Here is a 25,556-nt window from a genome sequence, read left to right on the forward strand (position 1 = left end):
ATAACATTTTAGATGATAAAAGAATGAAAATTAAAGGATTACGTTGGTGGATAATTGGATTAATCTTTATTGCCACAGTTATTAATTATATAGATAGAACTGCATTTGCCCTTCTATGGCCACAAATGGGTGAAGATTTAGGGATGAATCAAGAAGACTATGCCTTTATGTTCAATATCTTCTTAGGATGTTATGCTTTAGGTAAATTTGCTTCTGGTAAATTATACGATTCTATTGGTACAAGACTTGGTTTTACAGTATCTATTATAGTTTGGTCTTTAGCTTCTATTTTTCATGCTTTTGCACGTGGAGTAATTACTTTGTCAATTTTTAGAGGAATGTTAGGGTTAGGTGAAGCTGGTAATTGGCCTGGAGCTGTAAAAAGTAATGGTGAATGGTTTCCTGTAAAAGAAAGAGCAACTGCTCAAGGTATTTTTAATGCAGGTGCATCAATAGGTAATGTTATTGCTCCTTTTATTATTGTTTTTTTATATACTCAATTTGGTTGGAAAACTACTTATATCATTTTAGGTTCAGTAGGTATGTTATGGGTAATTCCTTGGTTATTTTTAAATAAATCAACTCCAGAAAAACACCCTTGGGTAACACAAGAAGAAAGAGATTTAATAATGTCTAGTAGAATAGACAAGGTAGAAACAACAGAAGTTAAGCAAAAAAGTTTATCAGTATTAAAAATATTGAGTTATAAACAATCTTGGGGAGTGTTATTATGTAGATTCTTCATTGAACCAATTTGGTGGTTTTTTGCAGCTTGGATGCCAATTTATTTAAATAAAACTTTTGGCTTAAGTATAGAAGAGATTGCTGCAACAATGTGGATTTCTTATTTAATGGCAGCAGCAGGAAGTATAATTGGTGGTTGGTTTACAGGTGTTTTAATGAAAACTAAATCTGTAGATGCATCAAGAAAAATAGCAATTAGTGTAGGAGGATTACTTGTCTTTTTAGGTTTTGTTGGTATTATTCAGTTTGTAGGTGAAGATAACTTTATGACCTTTATTTATTTAGCAGGTTTAGTATTGTTTGGTTTTCAGTTTGCAATTGGTAATGTACAAACTATTTCAAGTGATTTATTTAGAGGACCTTCAGTAGGTACATTAGCAGGTTTAGCTGGTACAATTGCAGCAGTTTCACCAATGATAATGAATTGGTTTATAGGTCAAATAACAAAAGGCGGTTCTTACACACCTGCGTTTATCGCAATTACTCTATCAGTAATATTAGGTGTGTTATCTATTTTCTTCTTTATCAAAAAAATAGAGCCAGTTAGAAAAACAGCAGAATAATCAACAAAAAATATTAGTAAAAAAACAATAACAAACATTAAAAAGAATACAAAATGAGTACAGTACAAGGAAAAGTAGCAGTAATTACAGGTGCAACTGGAGGAATAGGATTTGAAGTAGCAAAAAGATTAGGTAAAGATGGGTATACAGTTGTTTTAAACGGTATTGAAGATGAAGCTGGAGCTGCAAGAATTAAAGAACTTACTGCAGAAGGAATTACAGCAGAATATTATGGTTTTGACGTAACTAAAGAAGATGAAGTAACTGCAAATATTACTACTATTGGAGATAAATATGGTAAAATTGATGTTTTAGTAAATAATGCAGGTGGTTTAGGTGGTAGATCTAGATTTGAAGAAATGACTACAGAATTTTATAGATTCGTTATGGCTTTAAATTTAGATTCAGTTTTCTTTGCATCTAGAGCAGCAATTCCTTATTTAAAGAAAGGTGAGAATGCTACTATTATAAACTATACTTCTAATGCAGGATGGAATGCAGGTGGACCAGGAGCAGGAGTTTATGGTACTTCTAAAGCAGGAGTTCATGCAATAACTAGAGCATTAGCAAAAGATTTAGCAGAATACGGAATTAGAGTAAATGCAGTATCTCCAGGTACAATAGATACTCCTTTTCATAAACAAATTAAATCTACAAAACCAGAAGTTTTTGCTTCTTGGAAAAATAACATTATGTTAGGTAGATTAGGTCAGCCAGAAGATGTTGCAGGTGTTGTTTCATTTTTAGCAAGTACAGATGCAGCTTTCTTAACTGCAGAAACTATTCAAGTTGGTGGTGGTCAAGCCTTAGGAATCTAATAAGTTTTTATATTTTTTATTACTTTAAAGCCATTTTGTTTTAAACAAAATGGCTTTTTCTATTATCCCTATTTAAATTTATTATTACTTCATATTAGCCTTTAATTTTAATTATATCCTTTAAATATAATTACTTGTTTTTTCTTTATTTAAAAGTAAATCTTAAGAAGTTTTCATTTTTTCTTTTTTAATGTTTTTAATTGTCAAATTCTCTTTTTAAACCCCAGTTTTTACCAAGTTGTTATAACGAATCTTAATATTTTATGAAATAATTAACAAAAAGCTTTTTTATTATAAAATATGTATATATATTTGGTAAACCAAACTGGTAAACCAAAATGGACAGCCAATTAACTTTAAAATAGATACCTGCGTATGATGAAAATTATTTAATTAATTATAAACAAAAAAACAATAAACAATTAGGGTAAGAATTTACTTATCCGAAAAAAAACTAAATCTAAATTATCAGATTCAATCACAAAATAATCAAAATAAAATTTATTAAAGTAAATAAGATTTCACTTTAGTTTTTCTTTTTTTTGATTTATTCTGTAAACCAAAGTTCATTCACAAATGCTGAATGAAGTTCATTTTTAAACATAAAATAATATTATGAAATTAAAATTAAAAATAACATTATTGCTTATAATGTTAGTAAATATCTGCTCTTATGCACAAGACAGCTATACCGTAAAAGGTACTGTAACATCACAAGCAGATAAAGAAGTTCTTCCTGGGGTTACTGTTATTATACAAGGTACTACAAAAGGAACAGAAACAGATTTCGATGGAAACTTTTCTATTGAAGTAAAAACTGGAGATATCTTAGCTTTTTCTTATTTAGGATATTCTCAAAAAACAGTAACAATAACTAATCAGAAAACGATAACTGTAAGTTTAGCAGAAGATGCTAGTGAGTTAGATGAAATAGTTGTCGTAGGTTATGGTACTCGTAAAAGATCTCAAATTTCGGGTGCTGTTGCTAAAATTGGAGGTGAAGATGTTGCTGCAGTTCAGGTTGCACGTGTAGATGACGCCTTAGCTGGTAAACTTTCAGGGGTTTTAATTCAGAATCAAGATGGTTCACCTGGTGCTGCTCCAAAAATTCAAATTAGAGCAGCTTCTTCAATTTCAGGAGCTTCAAACCCTTTAATTGTTGTTGATGGTTATCCTATTTCCGGAGGTTTAGAAACAATTAACCCAAATGATATTGAAAGTTTAGAGATTTTAAAAGATGCTGCTTCTGCTGCTATTTATGGGTCTAGAGGTGCAAATGGAGTTGTTTTAGTTACAACTAAAAAAGGTAAATCTGGTGAAGCTAAATTTAGTTACAACACTTACTTTAGTACATCTAATAAATATAGAGATAATATTCTTATGTCTGGTCCAGAATGGGCAGCTCATTCTAGAGAGCAAATTGCTGCAGGAAATTGGGATGCAACAGTTGCAACTCAAGATCCAGCTTTCTTAGAATATAGATTAAGTGCTTATGAAGATTCTCCTGGTGCAATTAGTCCAGAAGACTGGTTATTTCAAACAGGTATAACTCAAAGTCATGACTTTAGCGTAAGTGGTGGTACTGATGACACAAAATATTTTGCTTCAGTTGGTTACCAAAATGCTGAAGGTGTTGTAATTACACAAGGTTTTGAGAGAATGAATGCTCGTCTTAATGTAGATGCGAATTTAGGAGATAAGTTTAAAGCAGGTTTAAGCTTTAATGGTTTTGTATCAGATAGAGATATTTTAGCTCATGATATGAGAGATTTATTAAGATCTTATGGAGTACACTCTATTTATCATACAGAAGAATCTATTGCATTTGTACAACAATTAGACCAACAAGCACAAGCTTTAGGTTTAGCAGCTTTTGATAGTGGTTATAGAGGATCTACTTATGAAGCTAGTAGTATTTATGAATTAGAGCCAGGTATGGCTGCTCAAGATTGGCATTATGGTAGAGCTAACAATGGTATTGGTGGTTCTGGTGATGCAGGTCCTGCTGCTAAACTTGATAATGTAGATAGCTGGCAAAAAACATTTTTTGGAAATGTAAGTGGTTATTTACAATACAATATTATAGAAGGATTAAATATTAAAACTGTATTAGGTGGAGATATGAAAGATACTCAAACCTATGCACACAGATTATTAGGTTATGATTCTAGAGCAAGAGATTCTCAAACTTTTATGGATCAAGTAGATTTAAAAGTATCTTCAGTTTTAAGCGAAACTACTTTAAGTTATGCTACAAAAATAGGTAAACATGATATCTCTGCAGTAGCTGGTGTAGAATTTCAAAACACAAGATTTATTGGTACTAGATTAGATGGTTCTAATGTGCCAGATGAAGCAGTTTTAAACTACAATTTATTCGATCCTGCAGACATCGTTGTTACAGAAACAGATGAAACAAGAGTAAGAGAAAGTGTATTTGGTAGAGTTAACTATTCATACGATGATCGTTTTTTACTTTCTGCTTCTTTAAGAAGAGATGGTGATTCTCGTTTTGGAGCTAATAAAAAATATGAAACTTTCCCAGCAATTTCTTTAGGTTGGAATTTACATAATGAATCTTTCTTAAAAGAAAATGAATTATTAAGTAGATTAAAAGTAAGATTTAGTACAGGTTCTTTAGGTACAACGTCTTTCTTAGGTTCTTACGATTCTTTAAGTCTATTAGATCCTTCTGCTACAATTTATGGAACAGGATATTTAATTCCTTCAAATTCTCCTAATCCAGATTTAACTTGGCAAACAAATACCGAGACTAACTTTGGTGTAGATTTTGGATTTTTAAATAATCGTTTTACTTTAGGTGTAGATTATTATACATCTGATATTCAAGATATTTTAATTAACCAAGCTCAATCAGAAGTTTTAGGTAACCCTTCTTCTATTCTTAATGTTGGAGATGTTGAAAGTTCAGGTTTAGAATTAGAAATAGCTGGTAGCTTAATGAATACTGAAGATTTCTCATGGAATGTGAGTGCAAACTTATCAACGGTTAATACAGAGATTACTTATTTAGGTGGTTTAGATGAATTACCGCAACAAATTTTTGGAATTAGTGGTAGAGGACCTGTATTTAGAAACTACGTAGGTGGTGGAATTGGAGAAATGTGGGGATTAGAAACTATTGGAGATGTAGAAATGAAATACTTAGCTGATGGTACAAGACACCCTAATAATGCATCTGGTGAATCGTATGTAGTAGACCAAAATGGTGATGGTGTAATTGATAGAACAAGAACAGTTGCTGATGGTGGAGATTTAGTTCAAATTGGTCAGAATACACCTGATTTTTACTGGGGTATGTCTCAAAACTTTAGATATAAAGATTTCGATATGTCTTTCCAATTACAAGGTTCTCATGGTGCAGAAGTTTATAATATAGATCCACTTTATTATGGTTCTCAATGGGGAGGTAGATTAACTAGCACATTTGACGCAAATAGCGATGGTATTGCAGATCATAATGGAGAACACTATACTGCAAACAGAAACCAAACAGATGCTATGGTTCAAGATGCTTCTTATGTTGCATTAAGAAACTTAACTATTGGTTATACGCTTAATTCAGATGTAACAGAGAAAATAGGATTCAGTTCTATTAGATTTTATGGAGCAGCTACTAACTTATTATATTTAATGGGTAGTGATTATACTTCATACAATCCAGAAGGTGTAAATACTACAGATCCTACAGTGTATGGTGCTCAAGTTGGTGCTAGTCCAGTAGTAAGAAGTTTCACTATAGGTTTAAATGTTAATTTTTAAATAAAATAAAATGAAAAAAATATATATATTATTAACATCGTTGTTTATAGCAACAGCATGTTCAACAGATTTAGATCAAGCTCCACCAAATTTAGCAAGTGCAGACTCTTTAACTGATTTTGAAGGTGTTTTGAATGCAGCTTATTACTATCAATTAAGTAGTGTTACTCCATTAGCAGTAATGGGTGAATTTAGATCAGATAACGCAGTAATGGACGAGGCTCCATATACAGAGTTTGATGTTTACACAAATAATTTGACAACAATGGAAGACCAGTTTTTTGGTCCATTATACACTGCAATGTATAAGTCTATTTTAAGTGCAAACAATGTTATTGAAAACTCAACAAATGCAACACATATTGCAGAAGCTAAGTTTTTAAGAGCTTTATCTTACTACAAATTAGTAAAATCTTTTGGAGCTGTTACAGTTAATTTATCTGCGGCACCAAGTTTAACAGATACATCAATCTTAGCTAGAACACCTGCTACAGATGTTTATAACAATGTTGTTATTCCAGATTTAAATGATGCTATTGCAGATTTATCTGCTACCATAGATAATGGTAGAGCATCTAAATACGCAGCACAAGCTTTATTAGGTAAAGTATATGCAGCTATGGGTAATTATGCTAGTGCAGAAACGCAACTTGCAGCTGTTGTAAACGGAGCTTCTGGAGCTGGAATTGCTTTAAAAGATGACTTTAGCGAAATATTTGGAGCTGATAATGAAATAGAAAATTCAGAAATTATTTTTTCTACTCAAGTATCTAGTTCTATTGTAGATGAATATTCTTTTGGTTCTGATTTTTGGAACTGGTTTGTTGGTGATGATTCTAAAGCAGATTTTCCTGTAGATCCAGATTTAGTTGCTGCTTTCGATGCTAGTGATGCAAATGGTGGTGGTACAGATTTAAGAAGAGCTGTTACTTTAAGTGATGCGGGTACTACTGCAATTAAATTTCCAAAAGATGGAGGTCTTGGAGGTGAGCATGATTGGATTGAAATTAGATTAGCAGACGTTATCTTATTATATGCAGAAGCATTAAATGAAAACGGAAGTACTGCTGCTGCTGTTACTCAATTAGACAAAATTAGAAATAGAGCAGGGTTAAATAACTCTACAGCATCTACTCAAGCTGAAGCTAGAACTGCAATTTTAGAAGAAAGAAGATTAGAATTAGCTTTTGAAGGTAAAAGATGGGATGATTTGGTAAGAACCAATAGTGTTAATGCTGAAATGGGAACAACTGTAAATAGTGATTATTACTTATTTCCAATTCCGGTTTCTGAAATATTAGCAACTGGTGGTGTAATTACACAAAATTCAGGATATTAATTTTATTTGATTTGTTTATATTAAAAGTCGTTTTGTAATTTTACAAAACGACTTTTTCCTTTTATATAAAATATTAGTTATGAAAAATAACAAGGCAATTATTTTTATGATATTTAGTGTAATTGCTTTTGCAATTATGAATGCAGTTGTTAAATACTTATCTGTTTTTAATGTATATCAAATTGTCTTTTTTAGATCTATAGGTACTTTGGTTTTTACTTTACCATTAATTTTAAAATCTAAAATTCCACTTTTAGGTACCAATAAAAAGTTATTATTAACACGTGCAATTGTAGGAGTAATTTCGTTAACTTGTTTTTTTCAGTCTTTAAATTATTTACCTGTAGGAACTTCAGTTTCTTTAAGGTATACATCACCCATATTTGCAGCCATACTTGCATTTTTTTTATTGAAAGAAAAAATTAAAACCATTCAATGGTTTTTGTTTTTATTAGCTTTTGTAGGTGTTTTAATGATAAAAGGTTTTGGTGCAGACGTAAATACATTAGGTTTGATATTTGTATTAATATCAGCTGTTTTTCAAGGATTAGTTTTTGTTTTAATTCGTAAAATTGGTAGCAAAGAACATCCTTTGGTAATTATCAATTATTTTATGGTTACAGCTTTTGTTTTTGGCGGATTAATGTCTATCAACAATTGGATAAACCCAAAACCAACAGAATGGCTTTTATTACTAAGTTTAGGTGTTTTAGGTTATATTGGTCAGTTATATATGACCAAAGCTTTTCAGACCAATGAAACCAATCTTGTTGCTCCTCTTAAGAATTTAGAAGTAATTTTTGCAATAATTATAGGTGCTTTTTGGTTTGGAGAAATCTATAATTTATTAACACTTTTAGGTGTTTTTCTAATTCTATTTGGTTTAGTTTACAATATTTACATCAAAAGAAAAAACACACATCAAAAATAACAGTTTTACTCTTTTAGTAAACCAATTGTATCAATATCATTATTTTCTTTTAGCAAAACAGATTTTTTACTTGGTATAAATAAATCGTTCTTTTCCCATTTTGGGTTCTTGTATAAAAGATTCTCTTTTTTAGCTCCTTTGCTTATTTTTACAAAACCACTATTGTAGATTAAAGAATTGGTTATAAAATTGAATTTACCTTTTAAGTCTATTGGTGTTTGAGTTTTATAACTGTTCTCAAACACAGAATTTTTAATTTCTACAATTTGAATTCCGTTAGTTTTTAAAATTTTCCCTTTTTCTTCATTAAATACATTGCTAAAAATGCAGTTTGTAACTATTAATTTACCTCCTGGAAGATCTTCTAAAGGGGTAGTTCTAACATAATTTACTGCAGCTTCTTCAATATCTTTAAAAACACTGTTTTCTAAGATTATAAAGTTTGCATTATAAAAACCCATAACATCTTTATCGTAAGATAAATTTAAGCCTCTATAACTGTTTTCGAACATAGTGTTTACAAAGCTTAAGGTATCTGCTTTAGTGCCATTATATGCCTTAAAAATAGATCCTCCATCTTTGTTTGTAAAGTTTTTGAATACAACATTATTTACAAATAAATTATAAAGACCTTTTTCTTTTTTATCTGGTGATACAATTGCATATTTTACATTAGAGGCTTCACCATCAATAGTAACATTTCTTAACGTTAATTTTGCGCCTTCGTTAACTCTAAAAAAATAACTCAAAGGTTTTTCTAAACCATCTCTAGATTTTATGATTGTTGCACCTTCTTTATCACCAATAATTGTAATTTCTTTGCTAATTTTTATTGTTTTTTCAGCAACATACTCTCCAGTATTTAAACGAATTGTAGATCCAGGTGCAGCTTTATCTATGGCTTTTCTTAAAGTTTCTGTACCGGGTTTTACTGCAATATCAGCAGGTTTAATAATTGGAGCTACTATATCTGGTTTCCAACCTGGACCAGCTCTTAAACCTAAGGCTTTAGGTAATTTTGTAGCATCTAAATTAAAAGCGCCAGCATTAAAAATTTGTCTAACAGCTTTTGTAATATCTCTTTCCGGACTTTTATCATTTTTAGAAACAACCAATAAATCTGGATTTTGTTTGGTTGGAATTGGAAAACTCTTAATTTCTTTCCAGTCTATTTTTGTGTTTTTAAACCCTTTTACAGGAGCTCCTTTAGCATCAATATAATTATTATTAAAATTGATGTTAGCAGTTTCATCTACAAATAATACGTTTTCTGATGCTGAACTATGATAAAATATATTGTTAGCAAAGTTTACATTTTTAGGTGATAATGATTTTTCATCATCTTTACCTTCACCAAAAGCAATTGGTCCAGAATTTATAATTGTATTGTTTTGAATATCTACATTATTTACTTGATGGTATCTGTTTAAAGGCGAATTTGGAACACCATTCATCAATACAAGAGAACCTCTATAACCATCGCCTAACAAACCAACCATTAAATTATTTCTGATGATATGCCCTGCATTTATAACTCTAATTCCACCAGTTTTAGAAACTCCGTTTCCTAAAAAAACATTTCTTTCTACTAAAGCATTATTTCCATGACGTAAGGTTAAACAACCTTTACTACCCACAAATAAATTATCTCTAAAAATATTATCACCAGATTTGTTTGATATAATTTCGATTTCTCCATCACAATTGGCAAAAATATTTCTTTCTACAATTGTTTTAGAAGATTTCATCGAATTTGCACTTGTACCAATTCTGATAGTTTCTCCTCCATTTGTACCTAATTCAGGTCTAGATCCGAAGAAATTATTATCTATTTTATGATTGTTTTCTATGTGTTCTTCGCCTTTTAACCAAACTACAACAGTAGTTCCAGGGCTTGTTTTACCAGTAAAATTATTATGATCTACTCTGTTATTTTTTCCCCAAATATCTACCCAATGATCTTTAATTCCGTCTGCAACTTTGTAATAAGAAATCGTTGAATTTGCAAAACGGCAGTTGTTTGCAAAGGTTTTAGAATCTTTACGAAACTGAACAACAGATTTATAATTAGAATCACCGTCTTTAAACCACAAACCGCTTACAATTACATATTCGCCATAAATATTTAAGGTAGAATTACCAGAAATGATAACTTCTCCTGCAGTTTCTGCCTTTACAACAATTGGGTTTCCATCTACACCATTACCAAAAGCGTTTATTTTTACATCTTTCCAAATTCCATTTTTAAGAATTATGGTTGTACCTGGAACTGCATTTTTAATAGCAGTATTATATTCGTTAATGTTAGAAACTAAAGTTTCTTGAGCATTTGTTTTTAAACTGGTTAAAGACAATATTATGATTAAAATTAGTGCTATTTTTTTCATATATCTATAAGTTTTACTTGCTTTATTTTTATTCAATAAATGAGCCAAAATATAGTAAAGCTATATATTTAATTGGTTTACCAAATTGGTTTACCAAATATACGATAAAATTATAATTATTTTCTAATCAAACTAAAATTTCCAGTTCTACTTTTTATTTGATCTTGTTGGTTGACTAATATTGCTCTAAACCAGTAGTTGTTAGAACTTAAAATGTTTCCATTATACGTACCATCCCAACCCAAATCATTAATAGTAAAGGTTGTAATTTGTTTACCATATCTGTTAAATATACTGATGGTACCTTCTTTATAATAACTTTTATTAATTCCTTTAATTTGCCAGTAATCATTGTTTCCATCTGCATTTGGAGTAAAATAATCAGGAAAACTTATTAAGGAAATTTCAAAAGGCACACTACCACAATTATTTAAATCGTTAACCTCTAATATATAATTCCCGCCTTCTAAATTTTCAAAATTAGGATCACTTTGATAATTAAATAAAACATTTAAATTATCATCTAAAAGTCTAAATTCATAATCTCCTAATCCTAAATTAGAGGTGTTTATTTTAATAAAATTGTTTTCAGAATCGTCTTGTACTTCAATATCATTTATTGTGATTTTTGAAACAGAAGATTCTTTGATTAGAATTTCTTCTTTGTCAGAATCACATCCATAGATAGAGGTTGCTATAACATTGAAGGTGCCTCCTTTATATACAGTTGTGGAAAATGAATTGCCAACAATATTATTATTTTCATCTCTCCAAGTGTAAGAATAATCAGAATTAGGGTTTTCTACTGTAATTTCTAACTGAGAGTTATTTGTGATACATATAATATCGTCTGAAATTAAATTTACAGTTGGTTTTTCTCTTACTATAAAATCGATAGTAGTTTCTTCAAAACAAATATCATAAGTAGGGTTTTCTAAACGAACTTTAATTGTTTGAGAAGATGTATAAAAAGGATTTGGTAAAGGACTAGGTAATGCATTATTATTCTCATCAAAATATTTTACTATCAAATTAGTTTGGGTGCCTATAATTGTGCTTTCTATGTTGGAAGTATCAAAACCAATAATTCCATCAAAATCGTCATCACATTCTTCTTGTGGTAAAATAGGATTTGCAATTGGTACAGTATTTACTATAAAGTTAATCGTAGTTTCATCATAACATTTACCATCTAAATCTTTAGAGTATGTGTTTTCTATTTTAACAGTAATATTTTGAGTTTTTGTTATAAACGGATTTGGTAAAGGGCTTGATAATTGTGAACCATTTTCATCAAAATAAGTAACAGTAACATCTGTTTGACTACCTATAATTGTATTTTGAATTGTAGATGTATCAAAAGAATAAAACCCATCTCTATCATTATCACATTCTGGATTTATAGTTACTGAATTTGCAATAGGTATGTTTTCTACATTTAAAGAAATATGAGCACCTAAACCTAAGCAGTCGTTATCAAATTTACTATCAACTCGAATGTAAATATTTTGTTGATTTGGGTAGCCAATATTTTGATAATTTGTTATATCAGTTATTGCATTTTCTTCAGCTAAAGCATCATCTTCATTTCTATAATAATTGATAATTAATAGTTGACCAGTTGGAAAAATATTTTCAATATCTGAAGTTACTGAACTAAAATTGAAAGTAGCAATGCCATCAGTTGTATTTGTTCCATCATCACATTGATAAAATGAATTTAATAATGTTGCAGGAATTTGAGTCGTAGAAACAAAAAGATTTACTTCACTTACTCTATAACATCCATTTGAGTTTTCTACTCTAGCCCAAACTTTATCTACACTTACAATTTCGTTTTTATAGGTTGTAACATCAGTTATTGAAACTCCATTATTTTCAGCATCTATTTTTTCTTCATAAAAAGTGATGGTATAATCATCGGAATTTGTAATAATTTCTTCTTTTACTTCATTTAAGTTGAAAAAGCTAAAGCCATTAATATCGGAATTGTCACATTGTTTTAGAGAAACAGGTGTGTTGATGTTTGGTGCTTCAAAAATTTCAATTTCTTTAGGTATTGTATAGCTAGTATTATCTAAGTGAACCACTTCTGCAGTAACATTATAAATGCCTGGACTAGAAAATTGATGATTTACATCAATATCAGTAGAAGTATTATTTGCGCCAGAACTTGGATCATCAAAATTCCAAACAACAGACTTTATTTCTGATTGATTGGTTAAACTAAGATTATTTGTTAAGTTACTACAAGTATTATCATTGGTAATTTCGAAAGGAAGTATTGTTTTTGCTTCTCCATTTACTGTTATAAAAAAGTTAGCATCTGGTATTCCTAAATCAGAGGTTTTTTTAAATTCATTATAAGGAGGACAACCTCCATTATAAGATTTAAACCAAGAGATACCATTATCTACTTTTGTTCCTGCTGCAAAAGCTACAGCAGCACTAGATAAACTAGAGAGTTGTTTTACCTCAACTAGAATTTTTTTTACACTTGCATCAATAATTATTGGATTATCAAAATAAATAATTGATATATGAGCATTTTGAGGACTTCCAAATTTTGATAAACTTTGACTTTTCCCTATAAGTTTTGTTTCCGAAAAAGAATCAGGGAAATCATCATCAATTTCATAGATGTTAAATTCAATATTAGTATCCCATTCATTAGACTCTACTATACCAATTTGACCTGAATTAATAATATATTCTTCATTTTCAGTAATTCCAAAGTCTGATAAATTAAAAGTTTTTGACCAACTAACTCCACCCCAACTACATCCATAAATACCAGTTTCAAATACTTCATCACTAACATTAGAAGACAATGTTAAATTTGATTTTGTATTAATTAGACTTCTTTTTTCTCCTGTAACATTAATAAAAAAATTAGCATTTGGTTTTGGACTATCTAATTTATCAGTTGTTGTCCAAGAATATTTTCTACAACCGCTAAACCAAGAAACATCACTGTCTTGATTTGTACCTGCAATTAAAACTTTCTTATAATTAGAATTATAAATATCATCAGATTGTGAGATAGTAACTAAAATATTAGTAGCCTTTGATGGAATAACAATAGCTCTATTAAAATTAATGGTAATGATTTCTGGAGTACTCCCAATTTCAGGAGTTGTAACAGATCCTCCTCCAAGATATGTTGTATTTGAGTTTGGGAAATTATCATCAATACTAAAAACTCCTATGCTTATTCTTGCTCCATTGTATGAGTTGCTAATTGCAGTTTGTCCAGAAGTAATTATAAATTGATCTGTTTCAGAGATTCCAAATTCAGAAAGTGTAAATGTTCTAGCCCAAGACTCTTCATCATCACAAGATTCCCAATCAGTTTTTATTGGTGTATTCCCTACATTATGAGTAAGTGTAATTTGTGAGTTAATGTTTAAATAAAATAAAAAGCAAAAAATAAATAGAGGTAAAAGTCTTTTCATAGACTTCAAAAATATGAAAAATTACCTCAACCAACCATCTCTGTCTAAACTTCTGTATTGAATTGCTTCTGCAATATAATTACGGAATTTGTATCTGTTATTATCTAAATTTTGATAATCTTTTTTGTCTGAATTCCTTTATCAGAGATAACTCTTAAAAAATATATTCCTTGAGTTTTATTTTCAAAATTAATGGTCATTTTATTTTGATTACTTTTTTTTGAATAAACGATTTTACCATTTATATCAAAGATGACAACCTGTTTTAAGAATCCTTCTTTTAAACTCACTTTTAATAGATTTACAACAGGATTAGGAGCAATTGAAATAGTATCTAAAAAGAAATTATTTTCTATTGATAACACTTCATTATTTAAATAATAAGCTTCAAAATCTGATAAAACTAATGTATTACCACTGTTATCTGTTACATCATTTTCATTTTTTAACTGTAAAGAAACAAGTCCTATTTCTGAATTTATATCTGAAATATTTACTTTGAATTGCGTCTTTGATAATGGTTCTACAGAAGAAATTGCTAAAGCATTTGCTGCTGCTCCTTTTAGCTTAAAATCAGTTTTATCAACGTTTAAAACATCTTCATTAAAATCAACAATAAACCACCAGGAGTCAGCATTTGTATCTACAGAAACAGTATGTATTAAAGGTTTATTAATATCGTAAATTATCGCTAGTTTATTTGAAATTTCATTTTGATTATTATCTTCATCTATAGTTGAACTCTCTTTAACTTGCGCTGATAAAAGACCTTGAGAAAGAGGAATAATTTCTACTTTAAAGTTTTTTGAATCTATTTTAGTGAAAGAAGAAATAATTGCATTTTCTATAATAAAATCAGATGCATCAAAGCCTATTATGTTATTAGAAAAAGAAATGTTTAATGGAATTGGAACTATATTTAAATTACTAGCGTTAGAAATAGTAACTGTTGTTGGGTTTTCATTTACAGTAGAAGTAACTGTAACTTCATACGTTGTTAAAACTGCTTCGTTTTCTGATAAAACTTTGTAAATAATTGGATTCCTAAAATCTTTAGTTGAATTGCCTGACTCTTGTAAAATAGCATCCACAAAAACTTTTGAACGAATACTTGAATTATAAACAGGAATTAATGTACTCAAATTTGTGTCTTTTGGCAACACAATATTTATTTTATCAGAAGAAATATCTTTACTTAGAGCAGTTATTCCTAAAAAATTAAAAGAACTAAAAACAGCTTTATCACTTAATGCAGGACTTGCAATACTATAGGATTGAAAAATTCCACCAACATTACCATCAAGAGCAAAAGTTTCATTTTTATCAATATTTACAACTACATCTTTAGCGCTATCATATATTTTAAAGTTGATAATTTCATTATTCGTATTTGCATAAACCGATAAATAAGCCACATATTTACTTACATTAGCTTCATAAATAACATTAGAAACACCTCTTATTTCTCCATTTACAAAAGCTGCAACTTTGTCGTTTGTAGCTGTTAAGGTTTTACCATCTATATTTAAAAAGGTAGTAAATGTCATACTATATTGATAATTGGATGTGTTTACAGTCCAATTTGGGTCTTGAGCATTTAAATTTTGGACCCAAAAACTAGTGAATGCTATGCACAAAATTTTATAGATAATTGTTTTCATACCTTAGTTTTGATGTGGGTTAATAGCAGAGTTTAGTAATACATTAGAAGCCTTGTCTTTAATCGAATTAGTCCCTTTTATGTTTAGTGAAACTGCACCTTTAATATCATCTATATTCGTAATTGTGACTATATATTTTGAATCAGTTTCTTTGGTTAACGCAATCTCAGAATCAGAAACACTTTCAAAATCGGTTACAGATACATTTTCTACAGCTTCACTAAAAATTACAATGAACTCCAAAGTATCGTTATCAGTTATTTCATCTATTGGATTATTTCTTTTGGTGGATAATACATAAGGATTTACAATATCATAATTGAATACTAATTTGTTGGAGGCTAAATTTCCAACATCACCAGTATTTTGAACTGAATTTTCAGGAAGTTCTATTGAAAATTCTCCTTGCTGAATAGGAACAATTTGAATTGAATAATTTAAATCGTTGTTTTTTTCTACGGATAATACAATAGCATTTGTTACAGAAATAGTTTCTTTTAAAAGATTGGTAAGTGGAGTACTAGTCTCTAAATTTATAAGCAGTGGTGCTTTGTTTACAAAAAGTCCAAAATCACTTGTTAAAACAATTTCTGGAGGATTTGAACTTTCTGTTTCTATTGTAACATTAACTTCATATGCTATAAGTTTAGATTCGTCTTCTGATAAAACTTTATAGATTACTGGATTTGTAAAATCTTGTTTTGAAACTCCAGAGGTTTGTTTTTCATTATCAACCAAAAATGAAGCGCCATCACTTAAAGAAAAATCAACAATTAAATTTGTTAAATTTGTTTCAAAAGGTAAAACAATATCAATCTTGTTATTTGTGATCGTTTGAGAAGTACTTGTAACTCCAGAAAAAGCAAACGAGTTTAAAATAGCCCCAGCATTTAATGCGGGTTTTGCAATACTAAAAGATTGTAAAATTCCACCAATATTACCATCAATAATAAAGTCTTGAGTTTTAACAACATCAATTACATTATCATTTGTACTGTCATAGATTTTAAAAGAAATGGTCTCATTATCGGTATTTGCAAACACAGATAAATAGGAAACATACTTATTTAAACTAGCTACATATTCTACACTAGAAACTCCTCTTATTTCATCATTTACAATAGCAGCAACTGTATCATCTAAAGATGTAAGAGTTCTGCCGTCAATATTTAAAAAGGATGTAAACGTCATACTATATTGATAACTAGCAGTATTTACAGACCAATTAGGATTTTGAGCTTTTATGTTTAATGTGATTAAACATAAGAATAGAAAAATAAAATAGCTTTTAATCATCTTATTTTTTAACTATTTTCTTAATAATACTCTTTCCATTAGAAGCGCTTAACTTCATTAAATAAACTCCTTTTGCTAAATTAGAAGTATCTACAGTAGTAATATCTTTATTGGTAGAAATTGTATTTACACGCATACCAATTGTATTAAATATTTCTATTTTAGTAACCTTGTCTGTTTGTAAAGAAGCGTTTATAATCAGACTATTTGAAAACGGATTTGGATACACAACAACATTACTTAAAAACACATCTTCAGTTGATAAACTCTTTGCATTTAATACCACTGGGTTTTTAAGGTTACCAAATACTTTATTGTTTTCAAAAACAAAACTAGTAGTAACATCGACTTCAGTATTTCCATCAGAAATTATAAACTTTAAAGCATCATTTGTATTACTGAAAACAGCAATAAAACTCATTCTTTTCTCATTCAAAGTAACAATTGGAGATGTTCCTCTTAAAACACCTTCAGCATCATATACTAAAATTGTATTAAACTTACTATTGGCTATAACTTCTGCAACAACACTCATATTTACACTGTATTTTGCAAACTGAGCAATTGTTTCTGATGAATGCTCTTGACCTGTTGTGTTTGATTTTTGTTGGTGATTAGAGTTTGGATAGTTCAATGTCTGTGCAACTCCAGATTTTATCATATACCCTATATTAGATTGCATATAATTAAGTGTGCCACTCCAACCAGAATTTGAATCGTAAATTGCAAAATTGTACTGATCTTTTATAACATCACCATCTGTGGGATTATAATTAGCAAGTGCTTCTTCTAAACTTATATTTCTGTGAATTGGGTATGCCAACCAGTTCCAACCTTCATTAATTACAATATGAACATTTGCTTCATCTACATCATTCCCAATTAATTTTAATAAATTTTCATTGGCTAGTTTTACTTTATACATTTTGGTGTTTTCTAAAGTAGTTAAAGAACCAAACCAATCGTTATTTTCGTAACGTGTAAATTCATTTTGAGATTTAATTTGATCATCGTCTTCTAAAATTAGCCCATCAAAAGTTGATTTGATATTTACAAAATTATCGTGTTCAACAAAGAAAGAAGCCCAAGTCCAACCTTTATTTAATAAAGTAGTTTGCTCGGAAAATTGAGCTCCAGAAAACACAACAGGTATTGTTTTTGACCCTAATACTTCATTCTGTAAAAAGAGTGTGTTTGTTGAACTATTAACTGCTGCTATTAATACTTTTCCGTTTAAAGCATCCCAAATTTTAAAGGTTACTTCTTCACCACTTGTAACATTGCTGTATGCAGTTAAGTACACAAAATAGCTATCAAAAGCATCATCATATTGTAAATAAGCTTCTCCTCTAGGTGTATCATTTACAAAAGCACCAACTTTAGTGAATTGATCTCTAGAAAATATTTCATTAATTTTAATTTTCCCAATAATATTCATAGTATTGGAATAATCAGGAGCTTCTACAGACCAATCAGGAGCAGGTGTTATCACTCTTAATGATAAAGTTAATCTATCATTAAATCCAGATGCAGTTTCTAAATAGATATCTGCATTATAAATACCCATTGATAATTCTTCATCAATTCTAAAAATAACTTGCTTTGTGGTATTTGGGGCTACAGAACCATCAATATTATCAGCACTTATCCAAGTTGGCAAACCACTAATTGAATAGGTATGATTGCTACCCCCTTTATTCACAATATCCATTGTAAAAGAATAGACTTCGTTTACAATTTTTTCAGTTACAATTTCTTTAGTTTGGTTTTGTGTAAACCATTCTATTTCTTGCTTACTTACTAATGCTGACCAAGTTATTGGAGATAATTGCTCGTTAAAATGGGTGTCATTCATTCTAGAAACAGAGAAATCTAAAATTTGACTTTCAAAAAGCGACCATTCTTCTTCTGTTAATGTTGGTGTAATAATCATTTGATCACCATTAATAACAGTAGAAAAAGGAATGTTTGTAAACTTTAATTTCGGTTTTAATGGTGGTGAATCTTGGGTGTAATTTTGTGTTGATGCTGCACTTAATATTGAAAATGAACTACTAACTGTATTATTTACAAATAAATGATTGTATTTAGGTCCTTTTGTAGTGTTGCCGTCTTCTTGATTAAAATCTGTATATAATAGTAAACCTTCAGAATCTCGTTCAATTTCAAAATAACGATCTCTTTTAATTTGTTGTAAACTCCTTGCAGTATTCCACAAACGAATTTCATCTAAATTTCCTGTAAAATGATTGTCAATGGATTCATTTAAATCAAAATCTTCAAATAATCTTGCTCCAATTATAATCCTATTTCCAGAAACACCACCAATATTTACAGAAGAAACAGAACTAGTTTCTAAAGCATTTACATAGGTATTTAAAGAGCCACCTCTTTTTAGAACCAAAGCAATATGATGCCAAGTATCATCTGCAACAGATACATTTGTTAAGTTGTAAGAAATGTTTTCTGACAATAATTCAAGATTACCATCGGCTTTCATGTTTATAGACCATTTATTTCTAAAACCATTGGATTGTTCTGATTCATCATCATTTCCTCTACCATTAGAAAAAATAGTTCCCACACTTGCTGTGGCAGTTTTTATCCAGAAAGAAAGTGTTATATCTTCTACTTCAGTTAGTTGTACAAAGCCTACATTTTCTAAAGATAGATAAGTATTGTTTTCAAAAGCATACCCAGTTCCTTTTGGTTTAATAGCCCAATCTAAATTTACAATTGCGTTTCTACTTTTAGCTTTATCAATACCAACTTTACCATTTCCTTCATCTAAAATCCAGTAGCCTAATAAATTTAATTCTCTACCTGTTAACGTTTTGTCTTTTGCTACTGTTGCTTGCGCTGGTGTAAAAGTTTTTGACCAAAAACGAAGATCATGAATGCTTCCTTTCACATTGTTACCACCAATAAAAATTGAACTGTTAGAATTGAAGTCTAAATCACTTGTTAAATTTGTATTACCAGTTAGTGCTAATTCAGCTCCGTTTTCAAAAATTAATAATTGAGGATTTGCTCCTGTTTGATATACTAATGAATAGAAATTATATTGAGAAGAATCTATAGTTGCTTTTACTGATTTTCCGCCTAAACTAAATGTAAGTTCGCTACCATTTAAACTAGCATTAATTCCGTTTTCTTGTGAAATTAATGTGCCAGGTGTTGCAAGTGTTGTTGCATTTTTAAACCAAAACTGTAAGGTAAAAGAACCATTTGGCAATATTTGATTTGGCAATTCAATTTGATTTGCTCCACCATCTAAAAATACAGAAACACTATGATCTATTTCTTGCTGATTGCTTAAACCTGTTACTTTAATATTTGTAGCTCCGCCTTTAAAAATATCTTCATTATATCGTAAAGAAATATCTTCTCCAACATCTAAAATACCATCAGAAGGTTGTGGTGTACCAAATTGAATAGGTGCATTTAAATTGATAACCCCTGTAACAATATCAGATTCAAAGGTTACATCAGCAGTACAATAAGAAACTGCTTTAAATTCGTAGTTACCATCTGGTATTTTTTCACCAATAATATTCCAGTTATAGGTAAATTCTGCATCTGAATCCTCTATAACTATATCATCAGCATTGCCACCGTCAGTAATTTTGAATTCTTCTGTTCCATAATAGGTTTTAAACTTTATCCAATTCGCAGAACTAGCATTTCTATATTGCAATTCTATTTTTTTAAAACTTGCAAAATTGGTATTAAAATCTGTAAATGTAATTGGTAATGTATTTGTAGTTATGGTACCCACTGCATCTTTAGAATACGCTTCCGTTCTATTAAAAATAAAATTATTTTGTGGTGCAGAAACAGTTACTTCAGAACAAGAAGGTTTAAACTCAACAGAAACATCTATAAAAGTATCAGAATCAGTAAGACCATCACAAGGACTTTTTAAATACACTCTAATATTATCATACTTAAAAGTGCTTGATGCCGATGTTTTATATACTTCAAAAGGAAATTCTATGGTTTCATTAAAAGGAATATATACATTTACACCATTGGTTTCTATATTTGTGGTTGCACCGTTTAAAGTTAGGGCATCTACTTCTATAATGTATTCTAAATCTGATTTTGTTACACTCGTGTTTTTTAATATTAAATTAAACAAAGCACCACTATTTTCTGGAATGTCTGTTAATGTTGTTACGCCTTCTACACCTATTTCTGATTGATATACAGCAACTGTACCTGCATTCAATTCTTCGCCACCAGTACCTACCAAAGCTTCATCAAAACCTATATTGTTATAATAGTTAGAAATAGTTACTTTTTCATTAGGGCAAGAAGTTGCACCACCTTTTGTTATAAAAATTGGTCCAAAACCGTCAAATAAATTTACAATATCTATGGCTAAAAAATTATCTTCATCATTATCTTTTAAAGTATAGGAAATAGTTGCTGTTAAATCTTCATCTGTAGAAAAACCTGTTTCATCTACAAGAGAAGAAGTACCAGTTATACTACCTACGGCTCCTACATCATTAAGAAGCAAACCCAGTTGCCCTATAAATTCAGTAGACATATCTATTGTTTTTGTGTAGCTTTTTGATGTGATTATAGAAGTACTAACAGAAGAAGTAAACTCACCAACACCAGCATCTATACTTATATTTGATTGAAAATTATCAGTAAATAAATTATTTAAAGTAACTTGATGAGAATCAAATTCCGTTAAGTCATATTCTTGTTGTAGTATAAATGGTAAGTCCATTAATTCAGTTAATCTTGCTTGTCTTTCTATATTTTTTATTTCAATGTCTGTAGTTAATTTAGCTTCTAAAGTTTCTCTTTCTTTTAAAGCTAAATATTTATCTCTTTCATTATTTTGAATTATTTTTTGCCATGAATCTACCTGATCTAAATAGAATTGTCTAGTTTTTGGTGCTTCTGGGTCTGTAGATGTTGTTGCTACAGTTTCTGGTGCTGTATTTCCTTTAGTTATTAAATTAGGTATTAAGGTTTCTATAATATGCCTTTGTGTGTAGATAAAGAAAGTATTTGTAGGTTGCTCTGCAACAAAGTAATCTTCTTTAAAACTAATATAAAGGTCGTTACCATTTGCATCTTTAACAAGAATATAAGGAACTTCTGTATTCTCTTTTAAGGTAGGTATCGTTGTTGTGATAAATGTTTTATTACAAATTCCATAATATTCATTTTTAGCATTCCCGATATAAATATCTGCATCTGCTCCTACATCGTTTGGGTCATCACTAGTTGATATTGTTTTATTAAATTCATAGGTTTCTGTAGAAGAACCATCTTCATTTAATTGTTGTGTTTTCGAAAAGTTAGTATCAGCAGTACCTATGGCGCTAACTGCTAAACCAACAGTGAAAAAAGGAGTCCCAGCATTACTTTCAAATGTAGGACCAACGCTAACGAATAATCCACCTCCTACAGAACCTTCTTCTGATGAACTATTTGACTTTTGAAAAGAGATTGTAGTCCCTTTTTCTATAGTTGCAAAACTATTAGAGCCTGGTGGATCTCTTAAAATAATGTCTGGTACTTCTGGAGCTACTGTTACAAAAATTGTACCTTCTGGTTCTATTGCACCAACAACGATACCTTTAGTTCTTACATCTTCTATATTTGAGATATTTACAGATGTATCATCATCAAGAATGTATGCTATGGAGATAGTATTTGAGAACCCAGCATCTACAGAAGGATTTGGTTTAGCTGCTTGAAAAGTATATAGATATTGTGCTACGTCACCTTGTCTCGCAAATTTTATACGTGGATCTCCAGCAGGCGCTAAATTATTATTAATATTAAATCTACCTTCATTATAATATTCTTTAGTTTCTTCATTTGCAACATCATCTTTGTTTATATAGTTTTGAGTTACCTCAAAAACCATAGAATAATCATTATTTTGTAAATATAATGGCACCTCCAAAGTACTAACATCAAAAGCAGTATCTCCAATACTATATTCCTCTTCAAATTGTTGTGTTATCAATTTTAAACTTACTGTAGAGTTATATCTAAAACTTTTTTTATAATGAAATGGCTTAGAATAAAGTTCTGTACCATCTTTTGTTGTATATTTAACAGAATCTAAAACTGGTGTTGCTGATAATTTTAAGGATTCAGTGGTAGTAGCAATGGCATTGTTAATTGCTGAATTTGAAGTGATTTTAACGTCTCCTGCTTTTATAAAATAAGTAAAAGGAATTAAAGAAGCACTATATTCACCAGTTACAGGATTTGTAGGAATTATAACCTCAAAAGTATTTACATCAACACTTTTTCCTTTTAAGATAATATTTGCTACACCAATATTGTTGGTTGATGAAATCATTTCTTTTTCTTCGTCTTCAGTTCCTGCTTCATTGGTAAATTCAAATGCACCATCCAAACCAAAACCTATCGGTTTATCCGATTCTATTTTACCACCAACAACTCTACCAACTAATGATATTCTTGTAGTATCTATAAACCATCTTGGGCTAATTTGATCTTCAAAAAAATCAAACGATCCAGAGGCTGGAAAAAAGCCTGTATGAGAAAAAGTATGTCCATCTTTTCTAACTTCAATTTTATGCTTACCAATAGGAACACTTACGCTAAAATTTCCTTCAGCATCGGTTTCTACTGGAACATTATCTTCATTAATTACAACGACGCCATCTATATATACAAGGGCTTTTTCTAAACCAACCACTGGGTATTGTTTTAAAGAACCACCTTCATAAAGGTTATTTGTTGAATTTATACTACCACCTTCGTAATAATATTCTCCTTTATTAATGATTTCAGTTCCATTAATTCTATATTGGTTATACCCATAATCTTCAATTTGTGCGCCTGCATAAGCATCTTCATCTACAGCGTTAAATACATTTTGAACATTATACACAGCTCTACCATTAAATTTAAAAGAAGAAATATCTTTAAAATTTAACTGATTTACAACACTTGATTCCGCTCCTAAAAATACAGTTTGACTGGCAGGTTCAAATGCATGTACACCAAAAGAAGGTGTAACAACAAAAGACTCTCCAGTACCAGAATACCCAATACTAGCAATAGCATAACTACCATTTGCATCTGTAACTCCAAAAACACCTAACTGATTTTTTGTAGGTGTTACTGAACTAAAAACAACACCACTTCCAAAAAAACCATCATTTTTGTTTTGACGAAATCCTTTTCTAGAGAAATCATATACATTGTTCCCTTCTTTTTCATCCATTCTTAAGTAAATACTTAAATCGGTTTCAGCACCACTTAAATACCTTCTAAAATCTCTTCTTATTTCTTTAGCAGAAAGTGCTCTTTGCCAAATTCTAACTTCATCTAAATGCCCTGTATATCCTCCTCCTTGAAAACCTTGTCCTAAAGTTACTTTATCAATGGTAGTATCTACAACATAATTTTGACGCTCACTTATGTATACAGTAGGTTTTAAAACGGCAGCAATTGCTGCTTCAGTATCTGTAGCAGGTATGCTATCAGAACCAGAAACTCCATCTATATATGTTTGGGTAATTTCTCTTCCATTAAGATAAAGTTTTGTTGTACTTCCTTGTTCAAAAACCGCAGAAATATGAATAAAAGTGGTATCTGTTAAAGAAGAAATATTTTCAAAAACATCATTTCCTTCATTGTCTATTTCTCCTGTTGGGTAAGAACCGCTGAGATGAATTGTTTGCCATTTATCATTTATTATCAGATTTAAACCTATTTTATGAATGCCATTTTCTACATACTTACCTCCATTTAATTGTATTTGATTGCCATCTCTGGTGTTTCGCAGAGACATAATATAGTTCGATTTTGTAACCCAAGTTTGCAAAGTTAATTGGTTGGTAGGTATTTCATATTCAATGTCATTAATTTCTAGAAAACCTTTTGTAAACTGTAAACTAGATCCAGAATTGTTTTCTGCCCCATTTGCTTCTGCAAAAACAATAACATCTTGCACTGGGCTACCACCATCATAACTTATAGATCCAGAAACTGTGGCAGTTGGGTTTCTAAACCCAATACCTTCTATAAAAGTAGTATATAACTCTTCAATAGGTGAAACACCAACAGCTTCAATTTTATATTCATATAAAACTCCACCTTCTATTTGGGTATCATCATACTCAAAAACATCTTTACTAACGCTACCAATTAATTGCACTGATGTTACACTCCCTAATTCTTTTCTATAAATATTAATTTTTTCTATTTTCTCTTGATTTGCACTCAAGGTCCATTTAATATTTATTCGATTGGTATAATATCCTTTAGAAACTTCTAAACCACCTTTTGGATGAAAGGTTGAAGCTATATAAAGTATACTATAAGGAAAACCAATGGTGGTAGGTTTTATAGATAGATTACTACTTGTATAATAAGAGCCAGAAAGAACGCCACTTCCTACTTGCATTTGAATTTGCAAATTATTGTTAGCTGCATCAGATTTATAATCTACTGCTGCAGTGCCCAGAAAAACTTGGGGATCGCTTTGTTCTTGTGCCTTGGCAACATACGTTACCAAACACATATATAAAATGTATAATATTTTTTTCATAATTTAAGTTTTA

The 25,556-nt window shown here is 30.0% G+C and carries 10 protein-coding genes; 5 read left to right on the top strand and 5 right to left on the bottom strand.

Features of this window, described 5'->3' with window-relative positions; all coding sequences use genetic code 11:
- Positions 1–23: 23 nt before the first annotated feature.
- From KO506_RS02005 to KO506_RS02025, 5 genes are all read left to right on the top strand, one after another.
- A complete protein-coding gene (locus KO506_RS02005; RefSeq protein WP_215993232.1) occupies positions 24–1,307 on the top strand; it encodes an MFS transporter in 1,284 nt (427 codons plus the stop codon).
- A 53-nt stretch (positions 1,308–1,360) separates the two neighbouring features.
- Positions 1,361–2,125, top strand: coding sequence for an SDR family NAD(P)-dependent oxidoreductase (locus tag KO506_RS02010; RefSeq protein ID WP_215993233.1), 765 nt, complete (start codon positions 1,361–1,363; stop codon positions 2,123–2,125).
- Between the two features lie 615 nt (positions 2,126–2,740).
- Positions 2,741–5,908 (top strand): SusC/RagA family TonB-linked outer membrane protein, encoded by a 3,168-nt coding sequence (locus KO506_RS02015; RefSeq protein WP_215993234.1) that lies wholly within the window; start codon positions 2,741–2,743, stop codon positions 5,906–5,908.
- A 10-nt stretch (positions 5,909–5,918) separates the two neighbouring features.
- Positions 5,919–7,247 (top strand): RagB/SusD family nutrient uptake outer membrane protein, encoded by a 1,329-nt coding sequence (locus tag KO506_RS02020; RefSeq protein ID WP_215993235.1) that lies wholly within the window; start codon positions 5,919–5,921, stop codon positions 7,245–7,247.
- Between the two features lie 79 nt (positions 7,248–7,326).
- Positions 7,327–8,178, top strand: coding sequence for a DMT family transporter (locus KO506_RS02025; protein WP_252726751.1), 852 nt, complete (start codon positions 7,327–7,329; stop codon positions 8,176–8,178).
- Between the two features lie 5 nt (positions 8,179–8,183).
- Here the strand turns inward: KO506_RS02025 and KO506_RS02030 are convergent, their stop codons facing one another.
- The 5 genes from KO506_RS02030 to KO506_RS02050 all read right to left on the bottom strand — a co-directional run bounded on the left by KO506_RS02030 (position 8,184) and on the right by KO506_RS02050 (position 25,543).
- Positions 8,184–10,565: a polysaccharide lyase 6 family protein gene (locus KO506_RS02030; RefSeq protein ID WP_215993236.1), complete on the bottom strand. Its 2,382-nt coding sequence runs from the start codon at positions 10,563–10,565 to the stop codon at positions 8,184–8,186.
- A gap of 116 nt (positions 10,566–10,681) precedes the next feature.
- Positions 10,682–14,020, bottom strand: a complete 3,339-nt coding sequence (locus tag KO506_RS02035) for a T9SS type B sorting domain-containing protein (RefSeq protein WP_215993237.1) — start codon at positions 14,018–14,020, stop codon at positions 10,682–10,684.
- A 104-nt stretch (positions 14,021–14,124) separates the two neighbouring features.
- A complete protein-coding gene (locus KO506_RS02040) occupies positions 14,125–15,681 on the bottom strand; it encodes a T9SS type A sorting domain-containing protein (protein WP_215993238.1) in 1,557 nt (518 codons plus the stop codon).
- A gap of 3 nt (positions 15,682–15,684) precedes the next feature.
- Positions 15,685–16,977, bottom strand: a complete 1,293-nt coding sequence (locus KO506_RS02045) for a hypothetical protein (RefSeq protein WP_252726752.1) — start codon at positions 16,975–16,977, stop codon at positions 15,685–15,687.
- A 1-nt stretch (position 16,978) separates the two neighbouring features.
- Entirely contained in the window at positions 16,979–25,543 is an 8,565-nt protein-coding gene (locus KO506_RS02050) for a LamG-like jellyroll fold domain-containing protein (RefSeq protein WP_215993239.1), read from the bottom strand.
- Positions 25,544–25,556 lie beyond the last annotated feature (13 nt).

It is taken from the genome of Polaribacter vadi (assembly GCF_018861005.1).
Lineage (GTDB): Bacteria > Bacteroidota > Bacteroidia > Flavobacteriales > Flavobacteriaceae > Polaribacter > Polaribacter vadi_A.

What these genes read in the sequence shown, in the direction of transcription:
- KO506_RS02045 (WP_252726752.1), bottom strand. Translation starts at nt 16,977, where the DNA reads ATGATTAAAAGCTATTTTATTTTTCTATTCTTATGTTTAATCACATTA.
- KO506_RS02050 (WP_215993239.1), bottom strand. Translation starts at nt 25,543, where the DNA reads ATGAAAAAAATATTATACATTTTATATATGTGTTTGGTAACGTATGTT.
- KO506_RS02010 (WP_215993233.1), top strand. Translation starts at nt 1,361, where the DNA reads ATGAGTACAGTACAAGGAAAAGTAGCAGTAATTACAGGTGCAACTGGA.
- KO506_RS02005 (WP_215993232.1), top strand. Translation starts at nt 24, where the DNA reads ATGAAAATTAAAGGATTACGTTGGTGGATAATTGGATTAATCTTTATT.
- KO506_RS02035 (WP_215993237.1), bottom strand. Translation starts at nt 14,020, where the DNA reads ATGAAAAGACTTTTACCTCTATTTATTTTTTGCTTTTTATTTTATTTA.
- KO506_RS02020 (WP_215993235.1), top strand. Translation starts at nt 5,919, where the DNA reads ATGAAAAAAATATATATATTATTAACATCGTTGTTTATAGCAACAGCA.
- KO506_RS02030 (WP_215993236.1), bottom strand. Translation starts at nt 10,565, where the DNA reads ATGAAAAAAATAGCACTAATTTTAATCATAATATTGTCTTTAACCAGT.
- KO506_RS02025 (WP_252726751.1), top strand. Translation starts at nt 7,327, where the DNA reads ATGAAAAATAACAAGGCAATTATTTTTATGATATTTAGTGTAATTGCT.
- KO506_RS02040 (WP_215993238.1), bottom strand. Translation starts at nt 15,681, where the DNA reads ATGAAAACAATTATCTATAAAATTTTGTGCATAGCATTCACTAGTTTT.
- KO506_RS02015 (WP_215993234.1), top strand. Translation starts at nt 2,741, where the DNA reads ATGAAATTAAAATTAAAAATAACATTATTGCTTATAATGTTAGTAAAT.